Raw genomic sequence first — 15,654 nt, forward strand, 5'->3', positions numbered from 1 at the left:
GGAACGCTGGCGGCTCAAACCTGCAGCAGGGGCTGGCCCGCGGTGCAGGCGTCGAGAGCGTCGAGAAGGTCCTCGATGGCGTAGGGCTTGCGCAGCACCTTGCAGACGCCCCCGGCGGGGCGGGCGGAGTAGCCGGTCGCCACCAGAGCCGGCAGCCCGGGGCGGTTCTCCCTGCACCACGCGACCAGTTCCAGGCCCGTCATCGAGCCCGGCATCATCACGTCGGTGAACAGCACGTCGACGCACTGCCCCTGTTCGAGCAGGGCCCGCGCCTCGTCGGCTGTCCGGCACAGGACCACGGAATGGGAGGCGTGTTCCAGCGCGGCCACGACGACCGAAGCGACGAGGACGTCGTCCTCCACCATCAGCACGCGCAGCACCTTGTCGCTGCGCCGCGCGTGCTGCACGGCGGTCGGGGGCGCGACGGCCTCCAGCGCGGCCACCGGCAGGAAAAGGGACACGCACGTCCCTGCCCCCGGCGTGCTGGCGATGCGGACGTCGCCCCGCGATTGCCGCGCGAACGCCTGAACCTGCGGCAGTCCCAGGCCCGTCCCGGCGCCGACGGGTTTGGTCGTGAAATAGGGTTCGAACACGCGCGCCAGGGTGGCTGCATCCATGCCCGGGCCGTCGTCTTCCACGTCGATCCGCAGCAACCGGGGGGCATCGGGAACGGCAGGATCTCCGTCCACGACCGACGCGCGCAGCGTCACCGTGCCGCCGCGGTCGCGCATCGCATCCCGGGCGTTGAAGACCAGGTTGAGCAGGGCAAGTTCGAGCTGGATCGGGTCCGCCATCAGCGCCGGAAGACCCGGATCCAGTTGCGCCACGAGCCGGACGCGCTCGCCCAACGCCTTGTCGGTCAGGTCCTGGCTGCGCAGCAGCAGGTCGGCCAGGTTGATGGGCTGCGGACGCAACTGCTGCGTGCGGCCGAAGGCGAGCATCTGCCGGATCTGGTCGGCTGCGCGTCCGGAAGCAGCCAGCGCGGCCTGGAGCGGCCGGGTGTGCCTGCCTTCGGGAACGGAGCGGGACACCACCTGCAGGCCCATCGAGATGGTCTGCAGCAGATTGTTGAAGTCATGAGCGATCGCTCCGGTCAGGCGCCCGATCGCCTCGTGCTTGCGGGCCTCGAACAGGCTGGCCTCCGCTTTCCTGGCCTCTTCGGAGGCTTCCCGGACACGTGCCTCGAGCACGCGTCCCGATTCGTGCGCGCGTTGACCGGCGTGATGCAGCACCTCGCCCACCCGGTCGATCTCGGACAGGCCGGTGGCCAGGGGCGCGGGGACCCGCTGGTCCAGCAGCGCCCCGGCAGCCTGCTCCAGCAACTTCACCGGCTGGCTGATGCGGCGAGCCGCGACGATGGCCAGGCCCAGCCCGATGAAGAGCAGGACCGCGGACGAAGCCACCGCACGCAGCGCAAGCTCCGACGCGGCGTTGGTCAGCGCCTGCTCGGGAAGCGCGACGACGACCGCCCATCCGTACCGCCCGGGCGGCGACAGGTACGTGAGGCTCGCCACCCGGTCCAGCGTCTGCGTCGAAAGGAAGCCCGAGCCGCCCCGCACCGCCATCTCCAGCAGCGCCGGATAGCTCGCGCGCTGCCCGATCCAGCGCTCCGGATCGCGGCTGCGCCCCATCACGCGCTGCTGCGAATCGATCACCGAAGTCACCGTGGCGGCACGCGGCCGCTGTTGCTGGATCAGCTGCTGCACGCGCGCCGGCGGGAAAGGCACGCCCACGTTGAACTGCGGCGGGGTCCGCCCGCTCTCGGGGACCAGCACGGCCATCAACGGCGCCGGCGTCAGCGGGCCGTGGGGCACGAACGAGATGCCCATCCCGGAGGTCACGAACAGCGCGCCAGGGTGTCGCGCAACGACGGCGGCGACCGGCGCACCGGTGTTGAAGTACTGTCGCTCGCGGTCGAGTAGCACCACCCTCTCGTCGGACTCCTTGACCGCCGCGCGCGCTGCGCGCTCGAAGGTCGCCAGATCACGCGCCTCGAGCGAAGGGAGCGCGGCCATCGCCCGCGCGAGCGTCAGGCGGCGTTCGATCTCGGTGTCGATGCCGAAGCGCAGCGCCATGGCCTGCTGCTGCATCTCCTCCAGCATGCTTTGCTTCTGGCTGCTGTAGCCGCTATACGCTTGCAGCCCGAGACCCGCGACAGCGGGAATCCACAATGCCAGGACCAGCAGGAACAGTCGTCCGCGAATGCTGGTCTGGGGCATGGAAAAAGCCATTCCCGAGTCTAGCCCGGCCGGTCTGCGCACATGCGGTTCACACGGGAGAAGCACACCCCCGACGACTCGTGTGTCGGCCCTCGATCAAGCCTTCCCCAAGACGTCGCCGGCACGCGCGCCAGCTCTGCGGACCGCCCCCCTGCCCGCAGGCTAAAGTGCGGCCATGAGCCGACCGCTAGCCCTGCAGCGCGCGCAGGAAGTCCTGGATTCGGGCGCGCTGGCCGCCACGCTGGCGCGGCGCGTGCGCTACGCCTCCGAGAGCGAGGAGCCGCAGGCCGCCCCGGTGCTGCGCGCCTACCTCGAGGAGGAGATGGCCGCTTCGCTGGCGCCGCTCGGGTTCCATTGCCGCCTGCACGAGAACCCGGCCGCCGCCGGGCTGCCCTTCCTGGTGGCCGAGCGCATCGAGTCCGCGGGGCTGCCCACGGTGCTCATGTACGCGCACGGCGACGTGGTGCGCGGCCAGGCGCCGCAGTGGCGAGAGGGCCTCGCGCCGTGGGAGCTGCGCATCGAGGGCGAGCGCTGGTACGGGCGCGGCACGGCCGACAACAAGGGCCAGCACACCATCAACCTGGCCGCGCTCGAGCAGGTGATCGTGGCGCGCCAGGGCCGGCTGGGCTTCAACGTGAAACTGCTGGTGGAGACCGGCGAGGAAGCCGGCTCGCCGGGCCTGGCCGAGTTCTGCGCCCGCGAGCGGCAGGCGCTGGCTGCCGACCTGTTCCTGGCCAGCGACGGCCCGCGCCTGCACGCGCAGCGGCCCACGCTCTTCCTGGGCTCGCGCGGCGCGCTCAACTTCGAGCTGCGCCTGCAATGCCGCGAGCGCGCCTACCACTCGGGCAACTGGGGCGGCCTGCTGGCCAACCCCGGCATCGTGCTGGCGCATGCGGTGGCGTCGCTGGTCGACGCACGCGGCCGCCTGCTCGTGGACGCGCTGCGTCCGCGCGAAGTGCCGGCCGCGGTGCGCCGGGCGCTGGCCGACATCGAGGTCGGCGGCGGCGGGGACGATCCGGCCATCGACGCCGACTGGGGCGAACCGGGGCTGACGCCGTCCGAGCGCGTGATCGGCTGGAACAGCCTGGAGGTCCTGGCCATGGTGGCGGGCAACCCGGCCCAGCCGGTGGGCGCCATCCCGCCGGGCGCGCGGGTGTTCTGCCAGTTGCGCTTCGTCGTCGGCACCGAACTCGATGCCATCGTGCCCGCGCTGCGCGCGCACCTGGACGCGCATGGCTTCCAGGCGGTGCAGATCCATCCCGGCGCCAGCGGCGCGGCCACCCGGCTCGACCCGCAGGACCCGTGGGTGCACTGGGCGCTCGACTCCATGGAGCGCAGCACCGGCAAGCGCCCGGCGCTGCTGCCCAACCTGGGCGGCTCGCTGCCCAACGACATCTTCGCCAACACGCTGGGCCTGCCCACGCTGTGGGTGCCGCACTCCTATCCCGCGTGCGCGCAGCACGCGCCCAACGAGCACCTGCTGGCGCCCGTGGCCCGCGAGGGCCTCGCCATCATGGCCGGCCTGTTCTGGGACCTGGGCGACAGCGCGGCCGCCGTGCGTGCGGCGCGCGCCGCGTGAACCGATTCACTTTCCTTCCCGACCGATGAAACCGCTTCGCTCCCTGCTGGCCCTGGCCGCCACGTGCCTGGCCTTGGCCGCCCCCGCTTTCGCGCAGGAGTGGCCCACGCGCCCTGTCACCCTGGTGGTGCCGTTCCCGCCCGGCGGCGGCACCGACATCGTCGCCCGCCTGGTCGCCAACCGGCTCTCGCCGCGGCTGGGCCAGCCCGTGGTCATCGACAACCGGCCCGGGGCGGCCACCGCCATCGGTGCGGCCGCCGTGGCGCGGGCCGCGCCCGATGGGCACACGCTGCTGCTCTCGGGCTCCTCCACCTATTCGATCCTGCCCGCGCTCAAGCCCGGGCTGCCCTATGACCCGATCGACAGCTTCTCCCACGTGGCCGTGGTGGCCAGGGCGCCGCTGGTGCTGGTGACCGGCCCCTCGACGCAGATCACGTCGGTGGCCGACCTGCTGCAGCGCGCGCGGGCCGATGCCAACGGCCTGATGTACGCCACCTTCGGCAGCGGTTCCGGCCCGCACCTGGCGGGCGCGATGCTGGCCGAGACGGCCCAGGCCCGGATGACGGCCGTGCCGTACAAGGGCAGCGCACCGGCGCTGACGGCGCTGATCTCCGGCGAGGTGCCGATCGGCTTCGACACCGTCGCCGCCGCGGCGCCGCAGATCCGGGCGGGCAAGCTGCGCGCACTGGCCGTCACCGGCGAGCAGCGGGCCGCGCTGCTGCCCGACGTGCCGACCTATGTCGAGGCGAAGATCCCGAAGGCGTCCTTGGTGAGCTGGTATGCGCTGGCGGCGCCGGCGCGCACGCCGGAGCCGGTGCTGGCCCGACTGAACCGCGAGCTGTCCGCGGTGATGGCCGAGCCCGAGGTGCGCAAGACGCTGGAGGGCGCGGGCCTGGAGCCGGTGCTGCTCGGCCCGCAGGCCTTCCGCCGCCTGATCCGCGACGAGGTCGACGCCTTCAAGGCCATCGCGCGCAGGGCGCAGATCAGCATCGAGTGAGCGCCGGGCATGGCGGCCGGCCCGGCCTCCTGCCCGCGACCAATGACAAGTTGATACCCGCTGCTGAGAGCCGCGCTCCGATGTCCGCGAAGACAATGCATTAGCGCCTTTCGAAGGCCGTATCGGCAGCGCCATCGGCGCTCGCCTTCTCCCACCTGGGTGTTCTTCCTCCGGCTGTTTCTGGCAGCCGGACCGGCACCGCTCGTCTTTTCCTTTTTCCTTTGGAGGAAGTCCGCGATGAACCCGTCGAATCCAGAAATCCACGACAGCCCAACCGGCATGCCCGCCGTGCTCGAAAGAACCGCGACCGCGGACGCCGCGTCATCGAAGGCGGGTGGGGGCGACCGCATCCACCGCGCCGCCGGCAGGCTGCACAAGGCCATCGACAGCCTGGAGCAGGGCCTGACATCGAAGAGCCGCGGCGTGATGTCCAGCCAGGCGAAGTACGGCGAGCAGGCTCGCCAATATGGCGACAAGGTGCGCGACCAGATCAACGCCCGACCGCTGCAGGCGGCGGGCCTCGCCGTGGGCGCGGGCGTGATCCTCGACCGGATGTTCTCGCGTTCGCCGAAGGTGCGGGTGGTCAACGTTCCCGTGCGTGCGCGTCCCGTCTGGGATGCGGACCTCCATCCCGAGCGACGCGCCAACCGCTGGCTGCACGCAGCCGGTTCGCGCATGCACGGCATCGGCGAAACGGGGCAGGAAGCCATGGGGAAGGTGGGGGCGGCCGCGGCGCTCGGCCTGGCCAGCACCAAGGCCATCGCGTCCGACCTGGCGCGCACGGCCAGCACCTTGCCGCTCCAGGTGCGGATGGGCACGCAGCGGCTGCTGGCCCGGTCGCACGAGTACGGCAGTGCGGCGCGCACGGGCGTTCAGGCGCACCCGTACGCGGGCGTCGGCGCCTTCCTCGGTGTCGGGGCGCTGCTGGCGACGGTCCTGATGCAACGCATGCGCCCGCAGCCCGGCACGACGTTCGTCGGGGCCGATGAGCGCGACGCGACCGCCTGGCAGCGCGATCGGTACGACGTGCAACCCGGCTACCGCGAGACGATTGCGTCGCATCCGGTAGCGTCCGCCGCGGTGGTGCTGGGGCTCGGTGCGCTCGTCACCGCCCTGCTGGCGCGACGCTAGGCGCGCACGCCGAAAAGCCGCGTCGCCCGAGGGCGACGCGGCGATCAGGTCAGCGACCGGTCAACGACCGTTCAGCGGCCGTCCTTGTCGGAGTCTCCGGGGATCACACGCTCGGCAGCATTGCTCACGCGGTCCCAGGCGTCGCGCGCCGCGGGGCGGGCATGTTCCCACTCCAGCGACGAGCTGCCTCGTGCCCTGCCCCAGTCGCGGCTGAGCTCGGGCTCGACATCGTCGAAGGAGCGGTCCGGATTGCGGTTGTACGACTCCACGCCGGCGCGGTAGGCGGGTTGGTAGTGGTCCCAGCCGACTTCCTTGCGGGCATACGGGCGGCTCGAGTGGTTCTCGCGCCAGTACTTGTCTTCGATGGCCGGATCAGCCGCCTTCTTGCCCATCAATGCGCCCGCGACCGCGCCCACGGCAGCGCCGACCGCGGCACCCACGGGACCCGTCACGCCGCCCGCCAGGGCGCCGGTCGTGGCGCCGGCGGCCACGCCACCGATAGCTGCCCCTGCCACGGCGCCCGTACCAGTAGCGGCGGCCTTCTTCTTCGCGTCGGGATTGTCCTTGTCCATGTCGATCTCCTTGGTTGGAAAAACCCAAGGTACCCCAACGCAACGGGAGGCTGCTTAGGCAGGCGACGCATGTTGGCAGCCACCCTCGCCTAACGGCTTGTCATCCAGTGCAGACAGAGCAGCACCACCCCGCCAAGCCTCATCCGTTGGATCCGGAGCCGGCCTGCGCCCCCGCTGCTGTTGAACAAGAGTGCGGCCTGCTCGAGTTCGTCCGGCAGTCGACGAGTCCGGTTTCTCCGCCCATCATGACCCTTGCCGATCGATACTGAAAGAATGGCTCTCGTCCCCCCGCATCGCGGTCAGCTCTTCGTCGATCCGGAGGGCAGGCGCTGGCATGTCGATGGCGTCGTCCACCTCCCGAAGACCCAGCAAGGCGGGCACTTCATCGTGAGCCTGAAGCACGGCGAAAACGAACTTGTCCTGAGTTCAGCCGACTTCCACTCGCTCGTCCGGCGCGGCACGTTGCGACCGGTCGTGCATTAGGAGTACGGGAGTACCAGCCACGCCGCTCAGACAGCTTCGTCATATCGAACGGCACGGGGGCTTCGGCATTCCCATGGCAGGGCTCTTTCACCGAGGAGCGTTTTCCCGGAGTTCGCAACTCAGGCGTCGCACGGATGGCTACGATGACTTCGTGAGTTCCGCAAGCGACGACATCAGCAGGCGCAGAGGCGAGAAGGATTTCCGCCGCCGCATGCGGGCGCGTGTCAACCCCGAGGTGGTGCCGCCGAATGGGCGCACCCCGTCCAGTTCCGATCCCGCCACGCCGCCCGCGCGCCCGTCGGCACCGCCGGGCACTTCCACCGTGCAGGACCGCAGCCAGTTCCAGTTCGCCGAGCTGGACAACTGGCTCAACGAACACCGCGTCACGGAGATCGAATGCCTCGTGCCGGACCTCACCGGCGTCGCGCGGGGAAAGATCCTGCCGCGCGAGAAGTTCACGGAGGACCGCGGCATGCGGCTCCCCGAAGTGGTGGTGGCCATGAGCGTCACCGGTGAACATCCGGACGAGGGGCCCTACTTCGACGTCGTCAGCCGCAACGACGCCGACATGCACCTCGTCGCCGACCCCACCACCGTGCGGATCGTCCCCTGGGCCACCGACCCGACGGCGCAGGTGATCCACGACTGCTACGACCGCCACGGCAAGCTGGTGCCTTTCGCCCCGCGGGCGGTGCTGCGCCGCGTCTGCGAGCTGTTCGACCGCCGGGGGTGGACGCCCGTGGTCGCGCCGGAGCTGGAGTTCTACCTGGTGGCCCGCAACACCGACCCCGACCTGCCATTGAAGGCCCCCATCGGCCGCAGCGGCCGCGCCGAGACTTCGCGCCAGGCGTACTCCATCGACGCCGTCAACGAGTTCGACCCGCTTTTCGAGGACGTCTACGACTACTGCGAGAAGATGGAGCTGAACGTGGACACGCTGATCCACGAGGTGGGCGCCGGCCAGATGGAGATCAACTTCTTCCATTCGGCGCCGATGGCCCTGGCCGACGAAGTCTTCCTGTTCAAGCGCACGGTCCGCGAGGCGGCGCTGCGGCACGACATGTACGCCACCTTCATGGCCAAGCCGATCGCGGGCGAGCCGGGCAGCGCCATGCACGTGCACCAGAGCCTGGTGAGCCAGGACGGGGAACGCAACCTGTTCAGCAACGAGGACGGCACGCCCAGCCGCGAGTTCTACTGGTACATCGGCGGCCTGCAGAGGTACATCCCGGCCGCCACGGCGCTCTTCGCGCCCTACGTCAACAGCTACCGGCGCCTGGCACGCTTCACCGCCGCGCCGATCAACATCCAGTGGGGTGTCGACAACCGGACGGTCGGCATCCGTTCACCCGTTTCCACGCCGCGGGCCCGCCGGGTCGAGAACCGGGTCATCGGCGCGGACGCCAACCCCTACGTGGCGCTGGCGGCCACGCTGGCCTGCGGCCTGCTGGGCATCGAGCAGCGCATCGAGCCGACGGCGGAATGCAAGGGCAACGCCTACCAGAGTGCCTTCGAGCTCCCCCGCAGCCTCGGCGAAGCGGTGTCGCTGCTGCGCGCCGAAAGGGACCTGGCGGAGATTCTCGGCAAGGAGTTCCTGACCGTGTACACGGAGATCAAGGACCTGGAGCACGAGGAATTCATGCGGGTGATCTCCCCCTGGGAGCGCGAGCACCTGCTGCTCCACGTCTGACCGCGGACGCGCCATGACCGCCAACACGCCGGCCTTCAACATGGACCTGCCGCCTTTCGCGCGGCGCAGCACGCAGGAGTGGCAGGCCGCGGACGCGTCGCATTTCCTGCACCCCTTCACGGACCACCAGGCGCTCGCCACCAAGGGGGTGCGCGTGATCACGCGCGGCGACGGCGTGTACGTGTGGGACAGCGAGGGCCAGCGGATCTTCGACGCCATGTCGGGGCTGTGGTGCGTGAACGTCGGCTATGGCCAGGGGGCCCTCATCGAGGCGGCCGCGCAGCAGATGCGCACGCTGCCCTACTACAACGCCTTCTTCCAGACCACGACGCCCCCGGCCACCGCCCTGGCCGAGCGGCTGGCCGCGGTGACACCGTCGCAATTCCGGCACGTGTTCTTCAGCAGCTCCGGTTCGGAAGCCAACGACACCGTCATCCGGCTGGTACGCCGCTACTGGGACCTGATGGGGCAGCCGCAGCGCAAGGTGATCGTCTCGCGGCTCAACGCCTACCACGGCTCCACGATGGCGGCGGCGTCGCTCGGCGGCATGGCGGCGATGCACACCCAGGGAGGTTTGCCCATCCCGGGCATCGCCCACATCGACCAGCCGCATTACTGGGCCCATCGCCACGGCGCGGCGAAAGGCCTGAGCCGCGAGGAGTTCGGCGTCGTCGCCGCCCGCTGGCTGGAAGACAAGATCGCCGAGATCGGCCCCGACCAGGTCGCCGCCTTCATCGGCGAGCCGGTGCAGGGCGCTGGCGGCGTGGTCGTGCCGCCCTCCACCTACTGGCCGGAGATCCAGCGCATCTGCGACCGCCACGGCATCCTGCTGGTGAGCGACGAGGTCGTCTGCGGCTTCGGGCGCACGGGCCAGTGGTGGGGCTGCGAAACCTTCGGGACCCGGCCGGACCTGATGACCTTCGCGAAAGGCGTGACCAGCGGGTATGTGCCGCTGGGGGGCGTGATGGTCGGGGAGCGGGTCGCGCGCCTGCTGATCGAGCGCGGCGGCGAGTTCGAACACGGCTACACCTACTCGGGCCACCCGGTGGCCTGCGCGGTGGCCCTGGCGAACCTGGACCTGATCGAGCAGCAGGGGCTGGTGCAGCGGGTGCGCGAGGAGACCGGCCCCTACCTGGCGGAGCAGCTCGCGAAACTGCAGGACCACCCGATGGTGGGGGAGGTGCAGAGCTGCGGGCTGATGGCCGCCATCCAGCTGTGCCGCGACGTCCCCCTGCGGGAGGCGTTCGCCCCGGAGATCGCCATTGGCATGGCCTGCCGCAGGCACTGTTTCGACAACGGCCTGGTGATGCGGGCGGTGGGCGACCGGATGATCGTCGCGCCTCCGCTCATCATGACGCGCGCGCAGGTGGACGAGATGTTCGGGCTGGTGCGGCGAGCCCTGGATCGCACCCACGCGGAGGCCCGCACGGCGGGGTGGTTGGCGCCGGCAGGCTCCTGACCCGATGACGGCCGCGGCAACCCGCGCCGCGTGGGCTGCAACAATCGGGGCATGAGCGATTTCGAGAGCGGCAACGAACAAGAGGCCATCCGCGAGGCCCGCCTGTGGCGCGACAACGGTTGGACGGCCCAGGTCATCAAGAACGAAGACGATGACGGCTGGGCGGTGGCGATGACGCCCCAGGGCCAGACGGAGCCGGCGCTCGTCGGGCCCTGGACGATGGGGCGCGACAAGAAGAATCCCAAGCCGCTCGACACGGCGGCTTTCAACACGCTGGTGAAGACCGCCGCCGAGTTCGTTCGCCGGCACGAGCAGCAGTTGCACGCGGCGCTGCACCAGCAGCTCGACATCCCGCACGCCGGCGGGCGCGTGACGGTCACGCTGGACATCGAGCCGGACGACGAGAGTCCTTCTGCCCTGCTGCGCGCAACGACCGCCGCGGGCGAAGTGCTGGGCCAGGCGAGCGTGTCACCCGGCTTCAAGCTGACGCGCGCCCGTGCGCAGGCCTGGGCCGAGGCAGGCTTCAGCGCCGACGCGGTGCGCTGAGCGGCCAGCCCGGCGCCGGTCCGGACCTGGCGCCTAGCGGCCGAACCCGGCGCAGATCTCCCGCGTGACTTCCAGGAAGCGATCGACGTCGGTGAACGTATGGCAGTGCAGCGGCGACACCCGCACCGCGCCGTCCATGCCGAAGGACTCCAGCATGCGCCGCGAGTAGATGCTGGAAGCGACCCGCTCGTAGACGATCACGCCGCGCTTTTCGTACTCGCGCACGGCCTGCGTGTGCTCCAGGCCCTGCAGCGCGATGGCCAGGATCAGGTCGCGCCGGGGCAGGTCGTCGTGGTCCAGCAGCACGGTCACGCCCGGAATGCCGCGCAGGCCGGGCCCACGGTCCGAGCCTTGCAGCAGGCGCGCCAGCAGCGCGCGTTCGTGCAGGCCGATCTGCTCCATGCCGCGGGCGAACAGGGTGCGGCGGTCGCCCTGCGCGCCGAACTGGCTGCCGATCCAGCAGACGTAGTCCACGATCTCGGTCACGACGGCGAACTGCCACGGCGCCACGCTGCCCAGGTCCCAGTACGGGGCGGGCTTGCCGGCGAGCTTGTGGTGCGGCAACACGGCCAGCCGCCCGGAGATCCACGAGAAGCCCGAGCCGCGGCAGCCGAAGAACTTGTACGGGGCGATGTTGATGCCGTCCACCGGCGTCTTGTGCAGGTCGATGAGCCCGTGGGGAGCGTGCTGCACCGCGTCCACCACCACGTACAGGTCGGGCTTGATCTCGCGGGCCCGCCGGACGATCTGCTCGAGTTCGAGCTTCGCGCCGGAGATGTTGGACGCGTAGATCAGCACCAGCAGGCAGGTGCGCCCGTCCACGAGGCGAAGGATCTCTTCGACATCGATCCCGCCGGTCACCTGGTTGCTGCGCGCGACGCGCAGCTCCTTGCCCAGCCGCTGCGCGTAGAGCGAAGCGGCGTCGTACGAGGACGGGTGCTCCAGCACGGTCGTGACGATGTTGTCGCCGGGCACGTTCTCGGCCACCGCCCGCACCATGTCGAACATGGCGGCGGAGGCCGTGAGGGAGGCGTGCACGGTGCCGCCCGTCGCATTGAACAGCAGGCGCACGTCGTCGGTGCCCCGCGTCTGCACCTGCTTGAGCCAGGCCGCGACCTCGTGGATGCGCTCGGCGGAATCCGGCACGGCGTCCACCTTGGCCATCGCCTCGAGGGCGGCCTTCAGGCGCAGCGAGCCGCCGGCGTTCTCGAAGAAAAGCCGCGGACGCCCCGTGAAGTCCTGGTCGACATGGTGGAAGCGGTCCTTGATCTGGCGCGAGAGTTCCGCGGGGAAGGCCTGGCCCGGATCGATGGTCATGCGGGTCACTCGGCCTTCACGTTGGCCTGCTTGATGACGCGGCCCCACTTGGCCTTGTCGGCCGCGAGGAACTCGCGGAACTGCTCCGGCGTGCTGCCCACGGGCTCCAGGCCGTCCTGCACCAGCTTGCGCGAGATCTCCGGCATCGCCAGCACCTTGGCGATGTCGGCCTGCAGGCGGGCGACCGCCGCGGGCGGCGTGTTCTTCGGTGCGCAGATGCCGGTCCAGGTCACGGGGTCGAAGTTCGGCACGCCGGCTTCGTGGATGGTGGGCAGGTCCGGGAAGGCGCCAAGGCGCTTGAGGCTGCCCACGCCCAGGGCACGGAGCTGGCCGCTGCGCGCGTACTGCATCGAGCTGACCGGCTGGTCGAAGATGACCTGGACCTGGCCGCTCAGGAGATCGGTGATGGCCTGGCTGGTGCCCTTGTACGGCACGTGCACCAGGTTCACGCCGGCCAGCGACTTGAACATCTCGCCCGCCAGGTGCCCGCCGGTGGCATTGCCGGAGGAAGCGAAGTTGATCTTGCCCGGGTTCTGCTTCGCGTAGGCCACGAACTCCCTGACGTTCTTGGCCGGCAGGCTGGAGTGCACCATCAGCACGTAAGGCGCGTTGGCGATCTGCGTGACCGGGACCAGGTCGGTCTCGGGGTTGAAGGGCATGGGGCCCAGGTGCGGCTGGATCGAGGACGTGCCGGTCGTGCACATGGACAGCGTGTGGCCGTCCGCCGGGGCGGCCAGCACCGAGGAGATCGCGATCGCGCCGCCGGCGCCCGTCCTGTTCTCCACCACCACCTGCTGGCCCAGCAGTTCGCCGAGCTTGGGCGCGATCAGGCGCGCGATGATGTCGTTGGACCCGCCGGGCGAGAAGCCGACCACGATGCGGACCGGCTTGGACGGGAACGTCTGGGCGAGGACGGGGCTGCAGGCGAAGGCGAGAGCAGCAGCCCCCGCGGCGAACGTCTTGAGAAGGGGGGTCATGGTCGGGAAGGTGGTGTGGACCGGACCGAGTCTAGGAAGCCGCCGCCCCGGCAACAAGCGAAGAAAGCTCGCGGCGGGCCATTCCGTTTTTTCCTGCCGCCCTGGCCGACCCTATACTCGATTGGACTGAGCAGGCCGGCCCATGAACTTCACTTTCAGGCAGCTGGAAACGTTCCTGTACAGCGCCAGGCTGCGCAGCTTCAACGCCGCGGCCGTGCAGCTGCACACGACGCAATCGGCGGTGTCCAAGCGCGTCGCCGAGCTCGAGCAGCAGGTGGGAAGTCCCCTGCTCCTGCGGTCCGCGCGCGGGCTGCAGCTCACGCAGACGGGCCGGCGCCTGCTGCCGCTGGCCGAACAGGCCCTGGCCCTGTGGACCCGGATCGACCAGGAGTTCGCGGCGGGCGAGACCCTGCGCGGGAACTTCCGGGTCGGCGTGACGGAGTTCATCGCGTTGACCTGGCTCACGCGCCTGATCCAGCGCGTGCAGGAAAACCACCCCGACGTGACGCTCGAGCCGGTGGTCGATGTCGGCGTGAGGCTGTTCGACCGGCTGGCCGCCCAGCAGATCGACGTCTGCATCATGCCCGGGACCTTCTGGGGATCGGACTACAGCACCGTGAAGGTCGGCCAGGTCGAGGAGCTCTGGGTCGTGAGCCCGCGCCTGCAGGTGCCCCGCGCGCTGGAGCCGCACGAATTCGCGGACTACCCCGTGATCGAGGAATCCACCGGCGCTTCCAAGAAGATGTTCTACGAGGAATGGCGCGCGCGGCAGGGGTACCGCTTCGGCAAGGTGCTCCACATCAACAGCACCACGCTGCTGCGCGACCTGACCGTGCGGGGCTTCGGCATCAGCCAGCTGTCGCGCGAATACGTGGGAGAGGACCTGAAGGCGGGCCGGCTGCGGGTGGTGAAGACCGAGAAACTGCCGCCCATGGTCTACAGCGCCGTGTACCGCACGGACACCGCCACGCCGGCACTGCGGCGCATCGTGGAACTCGCGGTGGAGTCCTGCGACTTCGCGCGTTCGGGCAGCGAGCACACCGTGGTCGTCGGGAAAGGGAGAGCCGGCGCCCGCAGGCGCTGAAACACGCCGCGCCCGTCGCCCGCGTTGGTCCGCCCCCACGCGCAGGGTCCGCCCTCATTGCCTGCAGATGAGTTGACCGGTAGCTTCCACTGGCTTTTTTTCTGACTTGAGGAGCGGATGAAAAACTCTGGAAGCCGGCGGTTGGCCGCCATTCTTGCCCTGTCCCTGGGCGTCGCGATCCCCGCCACCAGCTGGGCGGACATTCTCCTGGGCCACTCCGGCGACCTGTCCGGAACCTCGGCGGCGCTGACCCGGGACTACCTGCGCGGAATGACCGCGTATTTCGACGACCTGAACAAGAAGGGCGGCATCCGCGGCGAGAAGATCAAGCTGGTCAGCCTCGACGACGGCTTCAATCCCGACAAGACCATGGAGAACACCAAGGCGCTGATCGACCAGAACGCCCTGGCGCTCGTCGGCTACCGGGGCACCGCCAACGTCCTCAAGATCATGCCGGTGGTGCAGGCCGCGGGCATCGCGCAGGTCGGCAACACCAGTGGCGCGAAGTCGCTTCGCGACCCCTTCGTCCAGAACGTCTTCCATGTCCGCGCGAGCACCACCGACGAGATCGAAGCGGCCGTCGGCCACGCCTGGACGGTGGGCGTGACGCGGATCGGCGCGGTCTACCAGGACGACGCCTTCGGCAAGGAGGGGCTCGAAGCCCTGAATGCCGCGCTCAAGAAGCGCGGCGGAGCAGCCGCGGCCGTCGCACCGGTGCCGCGCGGCACCGTGGAGGTTGCGGCTGCCGCCGACGCGATGGTCGCGGCCAAACCCCAGGCAGTCCTTTTCATCGGCCAGTCCAAGCCGGCGGCCGCGCTGATCAAGGCGGTGCGGGGGAAAGGCGTGAACCCGCAGTTCTTCGTGCTGAGCGTCGCTTCCGGCCTGCACGCCGACCTGGGCGAGGCAGCCGCGGGCGTGGTCGCCAGCCAGGTCGTGCCCTACCCCTTCACCGAGCTGGGCAACCCCGTGGTGCGCGAGTACCAGACCATCATCACCAAGACGCCCGAGACGAAGTTCAGCTACAACAGCATGGAGGGGTTCCTGAACGCGAAGCTGATCGCCCGCGCCATCTCCAAGACCCCGGCGCCGGTGACCCGGGCCAAGCTTCTCTCGACCCTCGAGGCGCTCAACGCCGAAGACCTGGGCGGGTTTGCGGTCAGCTATGGAAAGCAGAGCAACCTCGGATCGCGCTTCGTGGCGCTGACCATGATCCGCAAGGACGGTACGTTCGCTCGCTGAGAGGCCGAGGCAGGCCCCGGCGACGGGCGTCGGATGCGGGCCTGGAATCCCATCGTCTCCACTGCACCAGACATGCTGCAACTGCGTCCTTCCTGCGAGTGCTGCGACCGGGACCTGCCGGCCGATTCGCCGCAAGCCATGATCTGCTCGTTCGAGTGCACCTTCTGCTCGGACTGCGCGGACCGCAAGCTGGCGGGCAAGTGCCCGAATTGCGGCGGAGAGCTGGTGCGCCGGCCGATCCGGCCGGCCTCGAAGCTTGACCGCTTTCCCGCTTCCACCACGAGGGTGTTCAAGCCGGAAGGTTGCGCGCGTCCGGTCGATTGAGTCTGCTGGCTGGCGCCGCGGGCTGGGCCTGCATGCG

At 70.0% G+C, this 15,654-nt stretch carries 14 protein-coding genes; 10 read left to right on the plus strand and 4 right to left on the minus strand.

All coding sequences use genetic code 11. The features are described 5' to 3' along the window. Positions 1-14: 14 nt before the first annotated feature. On the minus strand, positions 15-2,231 hold the full coding sequence (locus ASG30_RS09505) for an ATP-binding protein (RefSeq protein WP_082522001.1): 2,217 nt from the start codon (positions 2,229-2,231) through the stop codon (positions 15-17). 163 nt (positions 2,232-2,394) lie between these two features. On the opposite strand from ASG30_RS09505, the gene ASG30_RS09510 reads away from it, so the two are divergent. The 3 genes from ASG30_RS09510 to ASG30_RS09520 all read left to right on the plus strand — a co-directional run bounded on the left by ASG30_RS09510 (position 2,395) and on the right by ASG30_RS09520 (position 5,926). Beyond that, positions 2,395-3,798, plus strand: coding sequence for a M20 family metallopeptidase (locus ASG30_RS09510; RefSeq protein ID WP_055895283.1), 1,404 nt, complete (start codon positions 2,395-2,397; stop codon positions 3,796-3,798). A gap of 25 nt (positions 3,799-3,823) precedes the next feature. After that, positions 3,824-4,795 (plus strand): Bug family tripartite tricarboxylate transporter substrate binding protein, encoded by a 972-nt coding sequence (locus tag ASG30_RS09515; protein ID WP_055895285.1) that lies wholly within the window; start codon positions 3,824-3,826, stop codon positions 4,793-4,795. A gap of 237 nt (positions 4,796-5,032) precedes the next feature. Then, complete coding sequence (locus ASG30_RS09520; RefSeq protein ID WP_156385475.1) at positions 5,033-5,926, plus strand: hypothetical protein; 894 nt, start codon at positions 5,033-5,035, stop codon at positions 5,924-5,926. Positions 5,927-5,997: 71 nt separating this feature from the next. Here the strand turns inward: ASG30_RS09520 and ASG30_RS09525 are convergent, their stop codons facing one another. Further along, positions 5,998-6,498, minus strand: a complete 501-nt coding sequence (locus ASG30_RS09525) for a glycine zipper domain-containing protein (RefSeq protein ID WP_055895289.1) — start codon at positions 6,496-6,498, stop codon at positions 5,998-6,000. Positions 6,499-6,771: 273 nt separating this feature from the next. On the opposite strand from ASG30_RS09525, the gene ASG30_RS22495 reads away from it, so the two are divergent. The 4 genes from ASG30_RS22495 (at position 6,772) to ASG30_RS09540 (ending at position 10,676) form a co-directional block, all read left to right on the plus strand. After that, positions 6,772-6,981 (plus strand): hypothetical protein, encoded by a 210-nt coding sequence (locus ASG30_RS22495; RefSeq protein ID WP_156385476.1) that lies wholly within the window; start codon positions 6,772-6,774, stop codon positions 6,979-6,981. Positions 6,982-7,192: 211 nt separating this feature from the next. Continuing rightward, positions 7,193-8,671, plus strand: a complete 1,479-nt coding sequence (locus ASG30_RS09530) for a glutamine synthetase family protein (RefSeq protein WP_082522002.1) — start codon at positions 7,193-7,195, stop codon at positions 8,669-8,671. Between the two features lie 13 nt (positions 8,672-8,684). Continuing rightward, entirely contained in the window at positions 8,685-10,130 is a 1,446-nt protein-coding gene (locus ASG30_RS09535; protein ID WP_082522003.1) for an aspartate aminotransferase family protein, read from the plus strand. A gap of 51 nt (positions 10,131-10,181) precedes the next feature. Continuing rightward, entirely contained in the window at positions 10,182-10,676 is a 495-nt protein-coding gene (locus ASG30_RS09540) for a hypothetical protein (protein ID WP_055895292.1), read from the plus strand. 33 nt (positions 10,677-10,709) lie between these two features. On the opposite strand, the gene ASG30_RS09545 is transcribed toward ASG30_RS09540, so the two are convergent. After that, the gene (locus tag ASG30_RS09545; protein WP_055895294.1) at positions 10,710-11,993 is read right to left on the minus strand and encodes an aminotransferase class V-fold PLP-dependent enzyme; all 1,284 of its coding nucleotides are present in this window, start codon (positions 11,991-11,993) and stop codon (positions 10,710-10,712) included. 5 nt (positions 11,994-11,998) lie between these two features. Beyond that, a complete protein-coding gene (locus tag ASG30_RS09550) occupies positions 11,999-12,970 on the minus strand; it encodes a Bug family tripartite tricarboxylate transporter substrate binding protein (protein ID WP_055895296.1) in 972 nt (323 codons plus the stop codon). Positions 12,971-13,112: 142 nt separating this feature from the next. On the opposite strand from ASG30_RS09550, the gene ASG30_RS09555 reads away from it, so the two are divergent. From ASG30_RS09555 to ASG30_RS09565, 3 genes are all read left to right on the plus strand, one after another. Continuing rightward, entirely contained in the window at positions 13,113-14,054 is a 942-nt protein-coding gene (locus ASG30_RS09555; protein WP_055895297.1) for a LysR family transcriptional regulator, read from the plus strand. Between the two features lie 141 nt (positions 14,055-14,195). Next, positions 14,196-15,293 carry an ABC transporter substrate-binding protein gene (locus tag ASG30_RS09560; RefSeq protein WP_055895299.1) on the plus strand — a complete coding sequence of 366 codons (1,098 nt, stop codon included), beginning with the start codon at positions 14,196-14,198 and terminating at the stop codon, positions 15,291-15,293. Positions 15,294-15,365: 72 nt separating this feature from the next. Continuing rightward, positions 15,366-15,617, plus strand: coding sequence for a DUF1272 domain-containing protein (locus tag ASG30_RS09565; RefSeq protein ID WP_055895301.1), 252 nt, complete (start codon positions 15,366-15,368; stop codon positions 15,615-15,617). The last annotated feature ends 37 nt before the right edge of the window (positions 15,618-15,654 follow it).

The sequence above is a fragment of the Ramlibacter sp. Leaf400 genome (assembly GCF_001424545.1).
Classification (GTDB): domain Bacteria; phylum Pseudomonadota; class Gammaproteobacteria; order Burkholderiales; family Burkholderiaceae_C; genus Ramlibacter.

What these genes read in the sequence shown, in the direction of transcription:
- ASG30_RS09505 (WP_082522001.1), bottom strand. Translation starts at nt 2,231, where the DNA reads ATGGCTTTTTCCATGCCCCAGACCAGCATTCGCGGACGACTGTTCCTG.
- ASG30_RS09510 (WP_055895283.1), top strand. Translation starts at nt 2,395, where the DNA reads ATGAGCCGACCGCTAGCCCTGCAGCGCGCGCAGGAAGTCCTGGATTCG.
- ASG30_RS09515 (WP_055895285.1), top strand. Translation starts at nt 3,824, where the DNA reads ATGAAACCGCTTCGCTCCCTGCTGGCCCTGGCCGCCACGTGCCTGGCC.
- ASG30_RS09520 (WP_156385475.1), top strand. Translation starts at nt 5,033, where the DNA reads ATGAACCCGTCGAATCCAGAAATCCACGACAGCCCAACCGGCATGCCC.
- ASG30_RS09525 (WP_055895289.1), bottom strand. Translation starts at nt 6,498, where the DNA reads ATGGACAAGGACAATCCCGACGCGAAGAAGAAGGCCGCCGCTACTGGT.
- ASG30_RS22495 (WP_156385476.1), top strand. Translation starts at nt 6,772, where the DNA reads ATGGCTCTCGTCCCCCCGCATCGCGGTCAGCTCTTCGTCGATCCGGAG.
- ASG30_RS09530 (WP_082522002.1), top strand. Translation starts at nt 7,193, where the DNA reads ATGCGGGCGCGTGTCAACCCCGAGGTGGTGCCGCCGAATGGGCGCACC.
- ASG30_RS09535 (WP_082522003.1), top strand. Translation starts at nt 8,685, where the DNA reads ATGACCGCCAACACGCCGGCCTTCAACATGGACCTGCCGCCTTTCGCG.
- ASG30_RS09540 (WP_055895292.1), top strand. Translation starts at nt 10,182, where the DNA reads ATGAGCGATTTCGAGAGCGGCAACGAACAAGAGGCCATCCGCGAGGCC.
- ASG30_RS09545 (WP_055895294.1), bottom strand. Translation starts at nt 11,993, where the DNA reads ATGACCATCGATCCGGGCCAGGCCTTCCCCGCGGAACTCTCGCGCCAG.
- ASG30_RS09550 (WP_055895296.1), bottom strand. Translation starts at nt 12,970, where the DNA reads ATGACCCCCCTTCTCAAGACGTTCGCCGCGGGGGCTGCTGCTCTCGCC.
- ASG30_RS09555 (WP_055895297.1), top strand. Translation starts at nt 13,113, where the DNA reads ATGAACTTCACTTTCAGGCAGCTGGAAACGTTCCTGTACAGCGCCAGG.
- ASG30_RS09565 (WP_055895301.1), top strand. Translation starts at nt 15,366, where the DNA reads ATGCTGCAACTGCGTCCTTCCTGCGAGTGCTGCGACCGGGACCTGCCG.